Source organism: Paracidovorax sp. (assembly GCF_057642795.1).
Genome location: NZ_JBXYZY010000001.1, coordinates 25,843 through 39,578 on the forward strand (window position 1 = coordinate 25,843; position 13,736 = coordinate 39,578).

Annotated in this window: 13 protein-coding genes; 5 read left to right on the forward strand and 8 right to left on the reverse strand. The window is 69.6% G+C overall.

Annotated elements, in window-relative coordinates:
• Positions 1-6: 6 nt before the first annotated feature.
• The 7 genes from AC3A84_RS00125 to AC3A84_RS00155 form a co-directional block, all read right to left on the reverse strand.
• Positions 7-792 carry an SDR family NAD(P)-dependent oxidoreductase gene (locus AC3A84_RS00125; RefSeq protein WP_487967743.1) on the reverse strand — a complete coding sequence of 262 codons (786 nt, stop codon included), beginning with the start codon at positions 790-792 and terminating at the stop codon, positions 7-9.
• A 36-nt stretch (positions 793-828) separates the two neighbouring features.
• Positions 829-1,650: a crotonase/enoyl-CoA hydratase family protein gene (locus AC3A84_RS00130; RefSeq protein ID WP_487967744.1), complete on the reverse strand. Its 822-nt coding sequence runs from the start codon at positions 1,648-1,650 to the stop codon at positions 829-831.
• 62 nt (positions 1,651-1,712) lie between these two features.
• Positions 1,713-3,272: an acyl CoA:acetate/3-ketoacid CoA transferase gene (locus AC3A84_RS00135; protein ID WP_487967745.1), complete on the reverse strand. Its 1,560-nt coding sequence runs from the start codon at positions 3,270-3,272 to the stop codon at positions 1,713-1,715.
• 179 nt (positions 3,273-3,451) lie between these two features.
• On the reverse strand, positions 3,452-4,699 hold the full coding sequence (locus AC3A84_RS00140) for a thiolase family protein (RefSeq protein ID WP_487967746.1): 1,248 nt from the start codon (positions 4,697-4,699) through the stop codon (positions 3,452-3,454).
• 281 nt (positions 4,700-4,980) lie between these two features.
• A complete protein-coding gene (locus tag AC3A84_RS00145; protein ID WP_487967747.1) occupies positions 4,981-5,685 on the reverse strand; it encodes a DUF3334 family protein in 705 nt (234 codons plus the stop codon).
• Positions 5,686-5,781: 96 nt separating this feature from the next.
• Positions 5,782-6,441, reverse strand: a complete 660-nt coding sequence (locus tag AC3A84_RS00150; protein WP_487967748.1) for a GntR family transcriptional regulator — start codon at positions 6,439-6,441, stop codon at positions 5,782-5,784.
• A gap of 156 nt (positions 6,442-6,597) precedes the next feature.
• Positions 6,598-6,762, reverse strand: coding sequence for a hypothetical protein (locus tag AC3A84_RS00155; protein ID WP_487967749.1), 165 nt, complete (start codon positions 6,760-6,762; stop codon positions 6,598-6,600).
• Between AC3A84_RS00155 and AC3A84_RS00160 the strand changes: the two genes are divergently transcribed.
• The 5 genes from AC3A84_RS00160 to AC3A84_RS00180 all read left to right on the forward strand — a co-directional run bounded on the left by AC3A84_RS00160 (position 6,752) and on the right by AC3A84_RS00180 (position 13,029).
• Positions 6,752-7,993 (forward strand): MFS transporter, encoded by a 1,242-nt coding sequence (locus AC3A84_RS00160; RefSeq protein WP_487967750.1) that lies wholly within the window; start codon positions 6,752-6,754, stop codon positions 7,991-7,993. The two genes, AC3A84_RS00155 and AC3A84_RS00160, sit on opposite strands and share 11 nt — an antisense overlap.
• 38 nt (positions 7,994-8,031) lie before the next feature.
• Positions 8,032-8,787 (forward strand): LamB/YcsF family protein, encoded by a 756-nt coding sequence (locus tag AC3A84_RS00165; protein WP_487967751.1) that lies wholly within the window; start codon positions 8,032-8,034, stop codon positions 8,785-8,787.
• Positions 8,788-8,815: 28 nt separating this feature from the next.
• Positions 8,816-9,625: a putative hydro-lyase gene (locus AC3A84_RS00170; protein ID WP_487967752.1), complete on the forward strand. Its 810-nt coding sequence runs from the start codon at positions 8,816-8,818 to the stop codon at positions 9,623-9,625.
• A 13-nt stretch (positions 9,626-9,638) separates the two neighbouring features.
• On the forward strand, positions 9,639-11,231 hold the full coding sequence (locus tag AC3A84_RS00175) for a 5-oxoprolinase subunit B/C family protein (protein ID WP_487967753.1): 1,593 nt from the start codon (positions 9,639-9,641) through the stop codon (positions 11,229-11,231).
• 61 nt (positions 11,232-11,292) lie between these two features.
• Entirely contained in the window at positions 11,293-13,029 is a 1,737-nt protein-coding gene (locus tag AC3A84_RS00180) for an acetyl/propionyl/methylcrotonyl-CoA carboxylase subunit alpha (RefSeq protein WP_487967754.1), read from the forward strand.
• Between the two features lie 51 nt (positions 13,030-13,080).
• On the opposite strand, the gene AC3A84_RS00185 is transcribed toward AC3A84_RS00180, so the two are convergent.
• Positions 13,081-13,575 (reverse strand): hypothetical protein, encoded by a 495-nt coding sequence (locus tag AC3A84_RS00185; protein ID WP_487967755.1) that lies wholly within the window; start codon positions 13,573-13,575, stop codon positions 13,081-13,083.
• Positions 13,576-13,736 lie beyond the last annotated feature (161 nt).

The following is a 13,736-nucleotide window of genomic DNA, read 5'->3' on the forward strand; positions in this document are numbered from 1 at the left end:
CCGCTTTCAGCGCGGCGCCATGCGCAGGGCGCCGTCCAGGCGGATCACTTCGCCGTTCAGGTGGCCGTTGCTGGCGATGTGCACGGCCAGCGCGGCGAATTCCTCGGGGTGGCCCAGGCGCTTGGGGAAGGGAATGGATTCGGCCAGCGACTGCTGCACGGGCTCGGGCAGTTCCTTGAGCAGCGGCGTGGCGAAGATGCCCGGCGCGATGGTGCAGACGCGGATGCCCCACTGCGCCAGATCGCGCGCCAGCGGCAGAGTCATGCCGGCCACGCCGGCCTTGGAGGCCGCATAGGCTTCCTGCCCCACCTGGCCGTCGAAGGCGGCGACCGAGGCAGTGTTCACGATCACGCCGCGAGCGCCGTCTTCCAGCGGCTCCAGCTTGGCGGCGCGCGCCGCCATCAGGCGCACCATGTTGTAGGTGCCCACCAGGTTGATGCGCACGGTGCGCTCGAAGTCGGCCAGCGGCGCCGGCGCCCCGTCGCGCTGGATCACGCGCTTGGCGCCGCCGATGCCGGCGATGTTCATGAGGATGCGCGCATCGCCGTGGGCCTGGGCCGCGGCCTCGATCGCGGCGGTGGCCGAGGCTTCATCGCTGATGTCGCACTGCAGCGCCAGTGCCTGGCCGCCCTGGGCGCGGATGTCGGCGGCCACGCGTTCGGCGCCGGCCAGGTTGATGTCCAGCAGCGCCACGCGGGCGCCGGCCTGGGCCAGCGCGCGGGCCACGGCCTCGCCCAGGCCGGAGCCCGAGCCGGTGACCAGGGCGGCCTGATTCTCGAAATTCGTTGGCATGGTGTGTCGTCTCCTTGTTCGGGGTGGTGTGGGCGGTCAGGCGGCCTTGACCACCTTGGCGGCGCGGCCCTGCAGGAAGTCCGCCAGGCGCTGCTTGGCGGCGTCGTCGCCCTGGGCGATGGCCGACATGAGCGATTCGACGAAGAGGCCGTCGGACTGGGCCATGTCGGCGATGCGTGGCAGGGCCTGCACGATGGCGTAGTTGGAGAGGGGCGCGTTGGTGGCGATGCGGCGGGCGAGTGCGATGGCCTTGTCCAGGGCCTCGCCCTCGGGCACGACGTACTGCGCCAGGCCACGCTCGCGGCCTTCTTCCGCATCCAGCACCCGGCCGGTGAGCATCATGTCGCTCATGCAGGCCACGCCCACCAGGCGCGGGATGCGGGCCGAACCACCGCCGCCCACAAAGATCCCTCGCTGGCCTTCGGGCAGACCGAAGTAGGTGGTGGCGTCGGCCACGCGCACGTGGGTGGCGGCGGCCAGCTCCAGCCCGCCGCCGACCACGGCGCCGTGCAGCGCGGCCACCACGGGCACGCGGTAGTACTGCAGTGCATCCATCACGGCATGCCAGCCGCGCGAGTGGGCGATGCCTTCGGCCACGGTGCGCTCGGAGAGGTCCGACAGATCGAGCCCGGCGCAGAAGTGCTGGCCTTCGCCGCTGATGACCAGCGCCTGCGCGGAGGCGGGCAGGTGGATCAGCGCGGTGTGCAGCTGCTGCATCAGCGCCTCGTTGATGGCGTTGCGCTTGGCCGGGCGGTTCAGGCGGATGTGGGCGACCGCGCCGCTGAAGCTGATCTGCAGCTCGTTCAGCTGGGCCAGCAGGCCGTCGGCGGGGGTGAATTCAGGCGTGATGGTGCTCATGGGGGTGTCCGGTAAGAGGTCTTGAAGAAGTGTGCGGTGGCTGCGGAGCAGGCGAGGCGGAATCAGCGGGCGCCCAGCGCCGCGGCCAGTCCGCCCCAGCGCTCGCTGAAGAGGCCGGCGTCCATGGTGCGCAGGTCACGGATCAGCGGGCGGAAGCCCATGTGCGCGAGCACGTCGCGTTCCAGGTCGATGCCCGGAGCGATCTCGGTCAGCTCCAGGCCCTCGGGGCGCAGGCGCAGCACCGCGCGTTCGGTGATGAAGCTCACTTCCTGCTGGCGCAGCGCGGCGTCGCGGCCGTTGAAGGTGAGCTGCTCGACCTGTTCGACGAACTTGCGCGAGCGGCCTTCCTGAACGATGGACAGGCGCCCCTCGCCCACCTCCAGCTGCAGCCCGCCGGCCGTGAAGGTGCCGCAGAACACCAGGCGCGGCGTGGAGCGGGTGATGTTGATGAAGCCGCCGCAGCCCACGGGCCGGCCGTTGAACTTGCTCACGTTCACGTTACCCGCGGCGTCGGTCTGTGCCAGGCCCAGGAAGCTGCAGGCCAGGCCGCCGCCGTCGTAGAAGTCGAATTGCGAGGACTGCTCGATGATGGATTCGGCGTTGTAGGCCAGGCCGAAATCGCCGCCATAGGCCGGCACGCCGCCGTTGGCGCCGCATTCCACCGAAAGGCTGAGCATATGGGCCGCGCCTTCTTCGGCGGCCACGGCCGGAATGCCGGCCGGAATGCCGACGCCCAGGTTGGTGAGCGCGCCGGGCTGCAGCTCCATCGCCGCGCGGCGGGCGATGACCTTGCGCTCATCCAGCGGCAGCGAGGGCACAGAGTGCATGGGCATGCGTACGTCGCCCGAGAGCGCGGGATTGAACCCGGTGGTGATGGTCTGCAGGTGGTTGCGCGGCTCGGCCACCACCACGTAGTCCACCAGGAAGCCCGGCACCTTGACCGACTTGGGGTGCAGGCTGCCAGCCTGGACCACGGCCTCGACCTGGACGATGACGATGCCGCCGCAGGCGCGCGCTGCTTGCGCGATGGAGAGCTGCTCGAGCAGCAGTCCTTCCTTGTCCAGGCTCAGGTTGCCGTTCTCGTCGGCATAGGTGGCGCGGATCAGCGCCACGTCGATGCGCGGGCAGGGGTAGAAGAGGCATTCCTTGCCGTCGAATTCGATCAGTTTGACCAGGTCTTCGCTGCACGCCTTGTTGAGTTTGCCGCCTTCGATGCGCGGATCAACGAAGGTGCCCAGGCCCACCTGCGTGAGCAGGCCCGGCGTGCGCGCCGCGATGTGGCGCGTGAGGTGCGAGAGCGAGCCCTGTGGGAAGTTGTAGGCCTCCACCTCGCCGGCATGCACCAGCGCCATCATGCGCGGGCCGGTCTGGCCGAAGTGGCCGGCCACCACGCGGCGCACCATGCCGGAATGCGCGAGGTGGGACATGCCGCCCTCGCCGCTGTTGCCGATGGCGCCACAGGCCCAGGTGGTGAGCTGGCGCGGGTGGCCCGTGGCGAGGAAGTGGCGCTCCAGCCCCTGCAGTACCTCTTCGGCCAGGCCGGTCATGGCGATGCCGCCCAGGAACACGGTGGCGCCGTCGCCGACGAGGGGACCGACCTGGTCCGCGGTAATGACTTTCATGCTTCGATCTTTCTCTTCTTCGTGTATTCAGGGCGCAGCCATGGCCGGCATGCAAAGCCGTGACATTCCGGTGGCCGCGGAGCAGGCCAGGCCCGCGGACGCCGTGGAACTGGCTTTGCCAAGCCACCGGCGTCGTCCCCCTGGAGGGGGAAGGCGCCGCAGATGACTCTGGGGGGGCTTCACAGGCCGGTGTTCTCGATCAACAGGGCCATGCCCTGGCCGCCGCCCACGCAGGCGGAGACGACGGCCCAGCGGCCACCGCGCCGGCGCAGCTCGTGCGCGGCGGTGATCGTCAGGCGCAGGCCGGTGGCGGCGAGCGGATGGCCCATGGCGATGGAGCCGCCGTTCACGTTCAGGCGGTCCATGTCCAGCTGCAGCTCGCGCGCACAGGCCAGCACCTGGGCGCCCTGCGCCTCGTTGATCTCGATCAGGTCGATGTCGGCCAGCTGCAGGCCGCAGCGCTCCAGCAGCGCGCGGATGGCGGGCGCCGGGCCGATGCCCATGATCTCGGGCGGCACGCCGGCCGCGGCGGCGCCGGCCAGCCGCGCCAGGGGCTTGAGGCCCTCGGCGCGCACGCGGGCGCCGGTGGTGACCACGGCGGCGGCGGCGCCATCGACCAGCGCGGCGGAGTTGCCGGCGGTCTGCACGCCGCCTTCATACACCGGGCGCAGCGTGGCCAGCACGTCCAGCGGCGAGGGGCGCACATGCGTGTCGCGCGCCTGCACGCCGGCCTTGCGCGGCAGGCGGATGCCGCGGGCCTGGTAGCCCTCCAGCTCGAAGTGCGTGTCCTGCACGGGGGCGATCTCCGCATCAAATTGACCGGCGGCTTGCGCGGCCACGGCGCGCTCGAAGGAGCGGGCGGCATAGGCGTCCACCTCGGCGCGGGTGATGCCGTACTTGCGTGCCAGGTTTTCGGCCGTCTGGATCATCGACACGCGAGCCGCGGGGTCGTCCAGCGCTTCCCAGAGGAAGTCCTTGAACTCCACCGGCGCGCCCAGACGGAAGCCGCTGCGGTGGGTGTAGGCGCAGATGGGGTTGCGGGTCATCGACTCGGCAGCCACGGCCAGTACCGTGTCGGCATAGCCGAGGGCGATCTGGTCGGCGGCTTGGCGCAGCAGCTCGAAGCCGCTGCCGCAGATGCGCTGCACGCCGATGGCCGGCGCCTGCAGCGGCACGCCCGCATACAGGCCGATGTGGCGCGGCAGCATGTAGGCGTCGAAATCGGCCTGCGCCATCGACGCCGCGACCGTGGATCCCACGCTGGATGCCGCGATGCCGCTGCGATCGAGGGCCGCGCGCGCGGCATGGATGCCCAGGTCGGTGGGCGACACCAGACCGAGCGGTCCGCAGTAGTCCACCCACGGCGTGCGGGCCCCGGACAGCAGCCATGTATCTTCCAGGCGGCGGGAAAAGAGGGTGGTGGTCATGGCTGCAGGCACTCCTGGGAATTGATTTTTCAGGTATCAGTTAGTCTAGCTAACGATTTGAAAAAAACAACGCCTTCAGGGGCGGTTGCAGGCTGGGGTTTTCCCCGGGTGCCGCTGCAGTGCCGTGGCCGGCCGCGCAGAGCCGTGGGGGAGGGGGCTGGCGCGCACCGGCACGGCGGCGGCGCGCAGAGCAAGTTTGGTGCCTTTTCAGGCTGGAGCGCTTATCCGTATTGGACTATTCGCTATCGAAAAAATAGCATTCGCACCGGCGGTCCGCCCGGTCACATGCCCAGCGAACGCAGCAGCTCGTCGGTATCGGTCGCTGGGGCAGGCGCGGGCGCCGGCGACGCGGCAGGTCGCGAGGGGCTGTGGCCGTCGCCTTGCGATGCCATCAGTGCGTCCGGATCGGGCGTGTCCTGCGGTTCGAAGTCCAGGACCTTCACGAACTCGGTGCGGTCGATCGCCAGCTCCAGGTAGAAGATGTTGTTGGACGCCGTGTAGAACGTCACGCGGCGGGCTTCGGGCTTGTCCATGTTGGCGTCCACGGCCAGCACCACCTGCTGGTTCAGCACCAGCATCTTGGGCTGGTTCTGCGTGATGTGGGTTTGCAGTTCGCGGCGCACCTTCCCGGTGAAGTCGCCCACCACCTGGTTCATCAACTCGCCCATCACGTTGGCGACCTCGTCGGAGGTGTAGGAGCTGGCGAGGTCGTCCTGCGACATGCCCATGCTGAGCAGGTAGCTCTGGTAGATCTCCATCGCCGCCTCTTTCGAGAAGTTGATGATGACCAGTCCCGAGAAGCCGCCGTTGAACAGCACGAAGCAGCCGATGTCGGGCTTCAGGCACGTCTTGGTGATGCGCTGCACCATGCCCGAGTAGTGCAGGGGCTTCTGCGTGGCCACGCTCAACACCCGCGTGACGGAGTTGCAAAGGCTGACGAGGAGGTCTTCGGTGCCGTAGACGACGGTGTTTGCGGTGGACTGCATGGCGTGCCTGAAGTGAGTTCGGTGTTCTGCTGCGTCCTGCCGTCCGGGTTGCGGCGCGGCGGGGGCGGTGCAAGCGTAACGCAGTGTATCGCCGCCTCAGCGTTCGGAAATGCGCCGCGCATAGACGGCCAGCACAATGCGCTCCGAATGCACGAGGTAATCGTGCAGCGCGGCCGACGCCTCCTGCAGCTTGCCGGCCTCGAACAGCTCGACGATCTTGACGTTCATCTCCACGTAGGGCGCGTGGAGGAATTCCGCGTCCTTGAGCAGCCCGAAGGCCAGGCGCAGCTCGGCCAGCAGGTGGGAGAACATCACGTTCAGGCGTTCGCTGTCGGCCAGTTCCACCACGGCCATGTGGAACTCCATGTTGGCCGTGCCGGCGCCCTGCCAGTCGCCGGCGTCGCGGCAGCGCTGGGCGGCATCGACCGCATCGCGCAAATGCTTCTTGGCCGGGTGGCGTGGGTAGGCCTGGGCCAGTGCCTGGCATTCGATGAGCCGGCGCACGCGGTAGATGTCGATGATGGACGCGATGCTGGGCACGGCCACAGACACGCCCCGGTTGGGCTCGTGCTTGAGCAGCCCTTCCTTGCTCAGCAGGCGGAAGGCCTCGCGCAGCGTGTTGCGCGAGATTTCCAGGCTCTCGGCCAGCGCGGCTTCGGACAGGCGCTGGCCCGGGGCCAGTTCCCCGGCCACGATGCGGCGGCGGATCTGGTCGCTGACGCGCTCCGTCAGGTTCTGGGTGGGGGATTCGCTCATCGGCAACGGACAGGCAGGCAGGAGGGGGGAGGCGCGCCGCGCACAGGAAAGCCGCGCAGCCGCCAGAGGTACTCAGTGTATCGGCAGCGGCCTGGACCCGACGCGCCGCACCGCGGCGGTGCCGCAGGAGCACCAGGGGGATGCGGGTAATCCCCATCAACGATCAAAATGTAATTGTTGAACAATCAATTTGAATGCTTCATCAATGTGTAGTGCTTTGATGAGATGTTGGCGCGGTAATTGCTCTGCGCTGTGGGCCTTCATCCCTTCCACCGAACTCTTCGCACTTCGCAGAAACGGAACACGCACCATGTGGCTCAAGGAAACCAGCAAGGAAGAGCGCAAGACGCTCTTCGCCGCCTTCGTCGGCTATGGCGTCGATGCATTCGACTACATGATCTATACGTTCATGATCCCGACCTTCATCCTGGTCTGGGGCATGACCAAGGCCGAGGCGGGCTACATCGCCACGGGTGCGCTCATCAGCTCGGCCGTCGGCGGCTGGCTGGCGGGCATCCTGGCCGACCGCTACGGGCGTGTGCGCATCCTGCAGCTGACGGTGCTGTGGTTCAGCTTGTTCACCTTCCTGAGCGGCTTCACCCAGTCGGCCGAGCAGCTCTTCATCACCCGCATGCTGCAGGGCCTGGGCTTCGGCGGCGAATGGTCGGTGGGCTCGGTACTGATCGCCGAGATGATCCGTGCCCGCCACCGCGGCAAGGCCGTAGGCCTGGTGCAGAGCAGCTGGGCGGTGGGCTGGGGCCTGTCGGCCGTTGCCTTCTGGGCCGTGTATGCGCTGGTGGACCAGCAGTACGCCTGGCGTGTGCTGTTCTGGCTGGGCGCGCTGCCGGCGCTCTTCATCCTCTACATCCGCCGCAACATCAGCGAGCCGGCCGTGTTTCGTGAGACCAAGGCCGAGCTGGCCCGCACGGGCCAGAGTGCCAGCTTCTGGCTGATCTTCAGCCCCGGCGTGCTGCGCACCACGGTGTTCGCCAGCCTGCTGGCCACCGGCATGCAGGGCGCCTACTACGCCGTCACCACCTGGCTGCCCACCTATCTGAAGATGGAGCGCCACCTGTCGGTGCTGGGCACCAGCGGCTACCTGATGGTGCTGATCTTCGGCTCGTTCGCCGGCTACCTCACGAGCGCCTGGCTTTCGGACCACCTGGGCCGGCGCCGCTGCTTCATCTTGTTCGCCGTGTGCGCCGGCGTGCTGGTCACCTGCTACACCCAGCTGCCCATTACCGACGCGGCCATGATGGTGCTGGGCTTTCCGCTGGGCTTTTTCCTCTCGGGCATCTTCTCTGGCATGGGGGCCTATCTCTCGGAGCTGTTTCCCAGCCACATCCGCGGCTCCGGCCAGGGCTTTTGCTACAACTTCGGCCGCGCCGTGGGCTCGATCTTTCCTGCCATGATCGGCTACATGAGCGCCACCATGCCCCTGGGCGTGTCCATCGGCTACATGGCGGCGGGCGCCTACCTGATCGTCGTCATCGCCTGCCTGCTGCTGCCCGAAACCCAGGGGCGAGAACTGTCGGCCAGCACCGGCCACTGAGCTTGCCCCTCACACGTCTTCCCACCGTTCTTTCACACATGCACATCGACCTCAACAGCGACCTGGGCGAGAGCCTGGGCGCCTGGCGCATGGGTGACGACGCCGCCATGCTCGGCATCGTCACCAGCGCCAACGTGGCCTGCGGTTTCCATGCGGGCGATGCGGCGGGCATCCTGGCGACGCTGCGCGCCGCCCGGGAGCGCAGCGTTTCCGTGGGCGCCCACGTCGCCTATCCCGATCTGGCCGGCTTCGGCCGCCGCAACATGGACGTGGCGAGCACCGATCTGGTGGCCGACGTCATCTACCAGATCGGCGCGCTGCAGGGCCTGGCCACGGCCGCCGGCACGCGCGTGACCTACGTCAAGCCGCACGGCGCGCTCTACAACACCATCGCGCACGATGAGCGGCAGGCCCGCGATGTGATCGCCGCCATCCGCGCCATCGACGCATCGCTGGCGCTGGTGGTGCTGGCAGGCTCCCCGCTGGAGCGCTGGGCGGCGGACGCCGGCCTGCGCGTGGTGGCCGAGGCCTTCGCCGACCGCGCCTATACCTCCCAGGGCACGCTGGTGTCGCGGCGCGAGCCCGGCGCCGTGCTGCACGATGCCGACGAGGTCGCACGCCGCATGCTGCAACTGGTGCGCGAAGGCACGGTGCAGGCCATCGACGGCAGCACGACTCGCGTGCGGGCCGACTCCATCTGCGTCCACGGCGACAGCCCCGGCGCCGTGGCCATGGCGCGTGCCGTGCGGGAGGCGCTGGAGCGCGAGGGCATTGCCTTGCGCGCCTTCGCATGACGGGCATGACCGAAGAACGGAGCCACCCATGAATTCTCCCCTCGAAGCCGCTCGCGCCGCTGCCGTGCAGGCCGCGCGCGAAGCCCGCGCCCGCTACCGCGCCGGCCTGGTCGAGCCCACCGCCGGCCGCGCACCGGGCATGACCCAGGCCAACATGATCGCCCTGCCGCGCGAGTGGGCCTGGGACTTTCTCCTCTACGCGCAGCGCAACCCCAAGCCCTGCCCGGTGCTCGACGTGATCGAGGCCGGCCGCCACGCCACCGTGCTGGCCGAAGGCGCCGACCTGCGCACCGACATCCCCCTCTACCGCGTCTGGCGAGGCGGCCGGCTGACCGAAGAGGTGGCCGACGCCAGCGCGCTCTGGGCCGAGCACCCCGACCTCGTCACCTTCCTGATCGGCTGCAGTTTCACTTTCGAAACGCCGCTGCAGGAAGCCGGCATCGAGGTGCGCCACATCGCGCAGGGCTGCAACGTGCCCATGTACCGCACGCAGCGGCAGTGCCGGCCCGCAGGCCGCCTGCACGGCGAGCTGGTGGTGTCGATGCGGCCGATTCCGGCTGACCGCGTGGCCGATGCGGTCTCCATCTCGGGCCGCTTTCCGTCGGTGCACGGCGCGCCCGTGCATGTGGGCGACCCGGCAGCGCTGGGCATCGCCGACCTGTCCCGGCCCGACTTCGGCGATCCGGTGGAGATCCGCCCCGGCGAGGTGCCCGTGTTCTGGGCCTGCGGCGTCACGCCCCAGGCGGCGGTGATGGCCTCGGGCGTGCCCTTCGCCGTCACCCACGCGCCGGGCCACATGTTCATCACCGACGTGCCCGACAGCGCGTATCACGTCTGACGGAGCTCTTCGCTTGCGCTTTCTTCCCGTCAACCTGGACGCCCTGCTGGTCGAGCTCGACGACCTGCCGCAGACCCTGGCCCTGCATGCCTCGCTGCAGCGCGAGCCCATCGCGGGCATCGAAGAGCTGGTGCCGGCCGCGCGCACCGTGCTGGTCCGCTACCGGCCCACGGCGCAGAGCTTCGCCGCGCTGGCCGATGCCATCGCCCGGCGCGACGTGAGCGGCGCGGCGCAGCGAAGCGACACGCTGGTGGAGATCCCCGTCCGCTACGACGGCGAAGACCTTGCCGAGGTGGCGCAGCTGCTGGGCATCACGCCCGAAGAGCTGATCCGCCGCCACACCGGCAGCGAATACACGGTGGCCTTCACCGGGTTCGCGCCTGGCTTCGGCTACCTGGCGGGCGGTCATCCGAGCCTGGACGTGCCGCGCCGCAGCACTCCGCGCACCCGCATCCCGGCGGGCGCCGTGGCGCTGGCCGGCACCTTCAGCGGCGTCTATCCACAGGCCAGCCCGGGCGGCTGGCAGATCATCGGCACCACGCCGGTGGCGATGTGGGACATCGACCGCGAGCCGCCCGCGTTGCTGCAGCCCGGCTGGCGCGTGCGCTTCGTCGATATTGCTACTAAAAACATAGCTGAATGCGCAGGTGGGATAAGCGCTGTAGCCGGAAAGCTCTCTGAATCACCCGCGCAGGGCCCGGCTTTGCAGGTGCTGGGCGCCGGTCTGCAGACCCTGTTCCAGGATCTGGGCCGGCACGGCCAGGCGGGGCAGGGCGTGTCCGCCTCCGGCGCCATGGACCAGTCCGCCTGCCGCGCCGCCAATCGCCTCGTGGGCAATGCGGTCACGCAGGCCTGCCTGGAAGCCGTCGGTGGCGGCCTGCGTCTGAAAAGCCGTGGCGACACCGTGGTCGCCGTCACCGGAGCCGCCGGCCCGCTCACGCTGACCGATGCCGCAGGCCGCAACTGGCCCGTCCACCGCTGGCAGCCGCTGGGCCTGGCCGACGGCGACGTGCTCGCCGTGGGCGAGCCCGACGCCGGCCTGCGCAGCTATGTGGCGGTGCGCGGCGGCTTCGCCGTGCAGCCCGTGCTGGGCAGCTGCGCCACCGACACCCTGGCCCGCGTCGGCCCGCCCGCGCTGGCCGCTGGCGACGTGCTGGCCGTGCGGCCCGTGCCGCACGGCGCCATCGTCGGCCTGCCCGAAGCCGCTCCCCAAGACCTGCCTACGCTGGAGACCGACGTGGTGCTGGACGTGGTGCTCGGCCCCCGCACCGACTGGTTCACGCCCGAGGCGGTGGCGCTTCTGAGCGCCCAGCGCTGGCAGGTCACGCCCCAGTCCAACCGCATCGGCCTGCGCCTGGCGGGCGCGGAGCCCCTGGCCCGCGCCATCCATCACGAACTGCCCAGCGAAGGCACCGCCACCGGCGCCATCCAGGTGCCGCCCAGCGGCCAGCCCGTGCTGTTCCTGGCCGACCATCCGCTCACCGGCGGCTACCCCGTCATCGGCGCCGTCGCGCCGCACCACCTGGACCTGGCGGGCCAGATCCCCGTGAACGCCTGGGTGCGCTTTCGCCCCATCCGTGCCTTCGAACCCGTGACCCGTTGCTGAGCGCCATGGAAGAAATCCTGATCGCCCACCCCTCCATCTGCTAATGGCAGAGAACCGATCCATGAAAAAAGTCCTGATCGCCAACCGTGGCGAGATCGCCGTCCGCATCGCCCGCGCCTGCACCGACTACGGCCTCGCCTCCGTCGCCGTCTATGCCGATGCCGACATCGACGCCCTGCACGTGCGCATGGCCGATGAAGCCTGGGGCCTGGGCGGCGACCGCCCGGCCGACACCTACCTGCACATCGACAAGCTGCTGGAGGCAGCGCGCAAGAGCGGCGCCGATGCGGTGCACCCGGGCTACGGGTTCCTCTCGGAGAACGCGGGCTTCGCACGCGCCGTGATCGGCGCGGGCCTGACCTGGATCGGCCCGCCGCCCGAGGCCATCGAGCGCCTGGGCGACAAGGTTGAGGCGCGCCGGCTTGCGCTGCAGGTGGGCGCGCCGCTGGTGCAGGGCACGGCCGGCCCGGTGCAGGACGTGTCCGAGGTGCTGGCCTTCGCCGAGCAGCACGGCCTGCCGATCATCATCAAGGCGGCTTTCGGCGGCGGCGGGCGCGGCATGAAGATCGCGTGGCGCATGGACGAGGTGGCCGATCTCTACGCCTCCGCCGTGCGCGAGGCCACGGCCGCCTTCGGCCGCGGCGAATGCTTCGTGGAGCAGTTCCTCGACCGCCCGCGCCACATCGAGGCGCAGGTGCTGGGCGACACCCACGGCAACGTGGTGGTGCTGGGCACGCGCGACTGTTCCCTGCAGCGCCGCAACCAGAAATTGGTGGAAGAGGCGCCCGCGCCCTTCCTCACGCCGCAGCAGCGCGAGCGCATCCACACCGCCGCGCGCGACATCTGCGCCGCCGCCGGCTACACCAGTGCCGGCACGGTGGAATTCCTGCTCTCGGGCACGGGCGCGATCTCGTTCCTAGAAGTGAACACGCGCCTGCAGGTGGAGCACCCCGTCACCGAGCAGACCACGGGCATCGACCTGGTGGTCGAGCAGTTCCGCATCGCCGAAGGCCTGCCGCTGCGCATCACGCGCACGCCCGAGCCGCTGGGCCATTCCTTCGAATTCCGCATCAACGCGGAAGACGTGGGCCGCGGCTTTTTGCCCACGCCCGGCGGCGTGACCCAGTTCGAGCCGCCCTCGGGCCCGGGCGTGCGGCTCGATACGGGCGTGCAGGCCGGCTCCATCGTTCCCGGCACCTTCGACTCGCTCATGGCCAAGCTCATCGTCTCGGGCGCCACGCGCGAGCAGGCCATCGCCCGGGCGCGCCGCGCGCTGCGGGAGTTCCGCATCGGCGGCGTGGCCTCGGTGCTGCCCTTCCACCGCGCGGTGATGCAGCACGCGGATTTCACCAACGGAGAGAGCCTGCGCGTACACACCCGCTGGATCGAAACCGACTTCGCAGAGACCCTGGCCGCGGCAGTCCGCGCCGAGCCGCTGCCGGATACCGCGCTGGTGCGCACCGCCATCGAGATCGACGGCCGCCGCGTGGCGCTGGGCCTGCCCGCGCTGCTGCTGCAGGGCCTGCAGGCCGTGCCGGGCGCGCGGGCGGCGGGCGCTCAGGCAGCTTCTTCTGGCGTGCAGGACGAGGGCGCCGTGCCCGCTCCCGTGGCCGGCACCGTGCAGGCCTGGAAGGTGGCCGAGGGCGACACCGTGGCCGAAGGCGACCTGGTCGCGGTGATGGAGGCGATGAAGATGGAAATGCAGGTCACCGCGCCGCGCGCGGGCCGCATCGCCGGGCTGGTGGCCGTAGGCAGCTACCAGGTGGCCGGGGCGCCGCTGGCACGCATCGGCGACTGAGAAGCACGGGAGATGGCCCGCTTGGGGAGCGGGCCTGTCTGCCTTGCCGGCCTACTGGCCGCGCTGCTCCGGCTGCGCGTGCGTTTCCCACGTCACCGGGCGCGGGTCGGCGATGGTGTTCGCCTCCTGGCTGAAGCGCCCGTGCTGGGGCGCGATGTGCGGGTCGTCTTCCCAGGTGGCCTGCTGCGTGAAGCGGCCGGTCTTGCGGTCGAACTTCAGCGCGTGCATGGCGGTCTTGCCGCCCCAGTCCGACGAGGGCAGGGAGATGAAGTTCACCGAGTATTCGTCGTCGGTGAGCTTGCCGCGCACCACGTACACGCCGTAGTGCTCCTCGCCGGGCGAGATGATCTTGTACAGCCCGTTGTCGTAGTAGTAGAGGGTCGCGTCCTCGAAGGGCTTCTTCTCGTACATCTTTTCGTAGAAGAGCTTTTGCGTGAACGTAGGCTTGCCGAAGCGCACATCGACGGACGGCGCCTGCGCGGCGCCCCCGCCGCCTTCGGCCGAAACGATGGGGGCCATGGAGCAGGCCAGCAGGGACAACAGCATTTTCTTCAAGACACTCACCTCGCCTTTCAGTGGATGATGGGCGTGCGCGGCGTGAGGCCGGCCGGCAGTGGGAAGATCGTAGCCAGGCGGGCATGGGCTCCTGCGCGGGTCCGCTGCAAGAAATTGAATCAATGCCCCCAATGCGTTGCGGAGGTCGGCAG

Excerpts from the sequence above, each read along its gene's own strand:
- AC3A84_RS00140 (WP_487967746.1), bottom strand. The coding sequence starts at position 4,699 with ATGACCACCACCCTCTTTTCCCGCCGCCTGGAAGATACATGGCTGCTG.
- AC3A84_RS00160 (WP_487967750.1), top strand. The coding sequence starts at position 6,752 with ATGTGGCTCAAGGAAACCAGCAAGGAAGAGCGCAAGACGCTCTTCGCC.
- AC3A84_RS00170 (WP_487967752.1), top strand. The coding sequence starts at position 8,816 with ATGAATTCTCCCCTCGAAGCCGCTCGCGCCGCTGCCGTGCAGGCCGCG.
- AC3A84_RS00145 (WP_487967747.1), bottom strand. The coding sequence starts at position 5,685 with ATGCAGTCCACCGCAAACACCGTCGTCTACGGCACCGAAGACCTCCTC.
- AC3A84_RS00180 (WP_487967754.1), top strand. The coding sequence starts at position 11,293 with ATGAAAAAAGTCCTGATCGCCAACCGTGGCGAGATCGCCGTCCGCATC.
- AC3A84_RS00130 (WP_487967744.1), bottom strand. The coding sequence starts at position 1,650 with ATGAGCACCATCACGCCTGAATTCACCCCCGCCGACGGCCTGCTGGCC.
- AC3A84_RS00165 (WP_487967751.1), top strand. The coding sequence starts at position 8,032 with ATGCACATCGACCTCAACAGCGACCTGGGCGAGAGCCTGGGCGCCTGG.
- AC3A84_RS00135 (WP_487967745.1), bottom strand. The coding sequence starts at position 3,272 with ATGAAAGTCATTACCGCGGACCAGGTCGGTCCCCTCGTCGGCGACGGC.
- AC3A84_RS00125 (WP_487967743.1), bottom strand. The coding sequence starts at position 792 with ATGCCAACGAATTTCGAGAATCAGGCCGCCCTGGTCACCGGCTCGGGC.
- AC3A84_RS00150 (WP_487967748.1), bottom strand. The coding sequence starts at position 6,441 with ATGAGCGAATCCCCCACCCAGAACCTGACGGAGCGCGTCAGCGACCAG.
- AC3A84_RS00185 (WP_487967755.1), bottom strand. The coding sequence starts at position 13,575 with ATGCTGTTGTCCCTGCTGGCCTGCTCCATGGCCCCCATCGTTTCGGCC.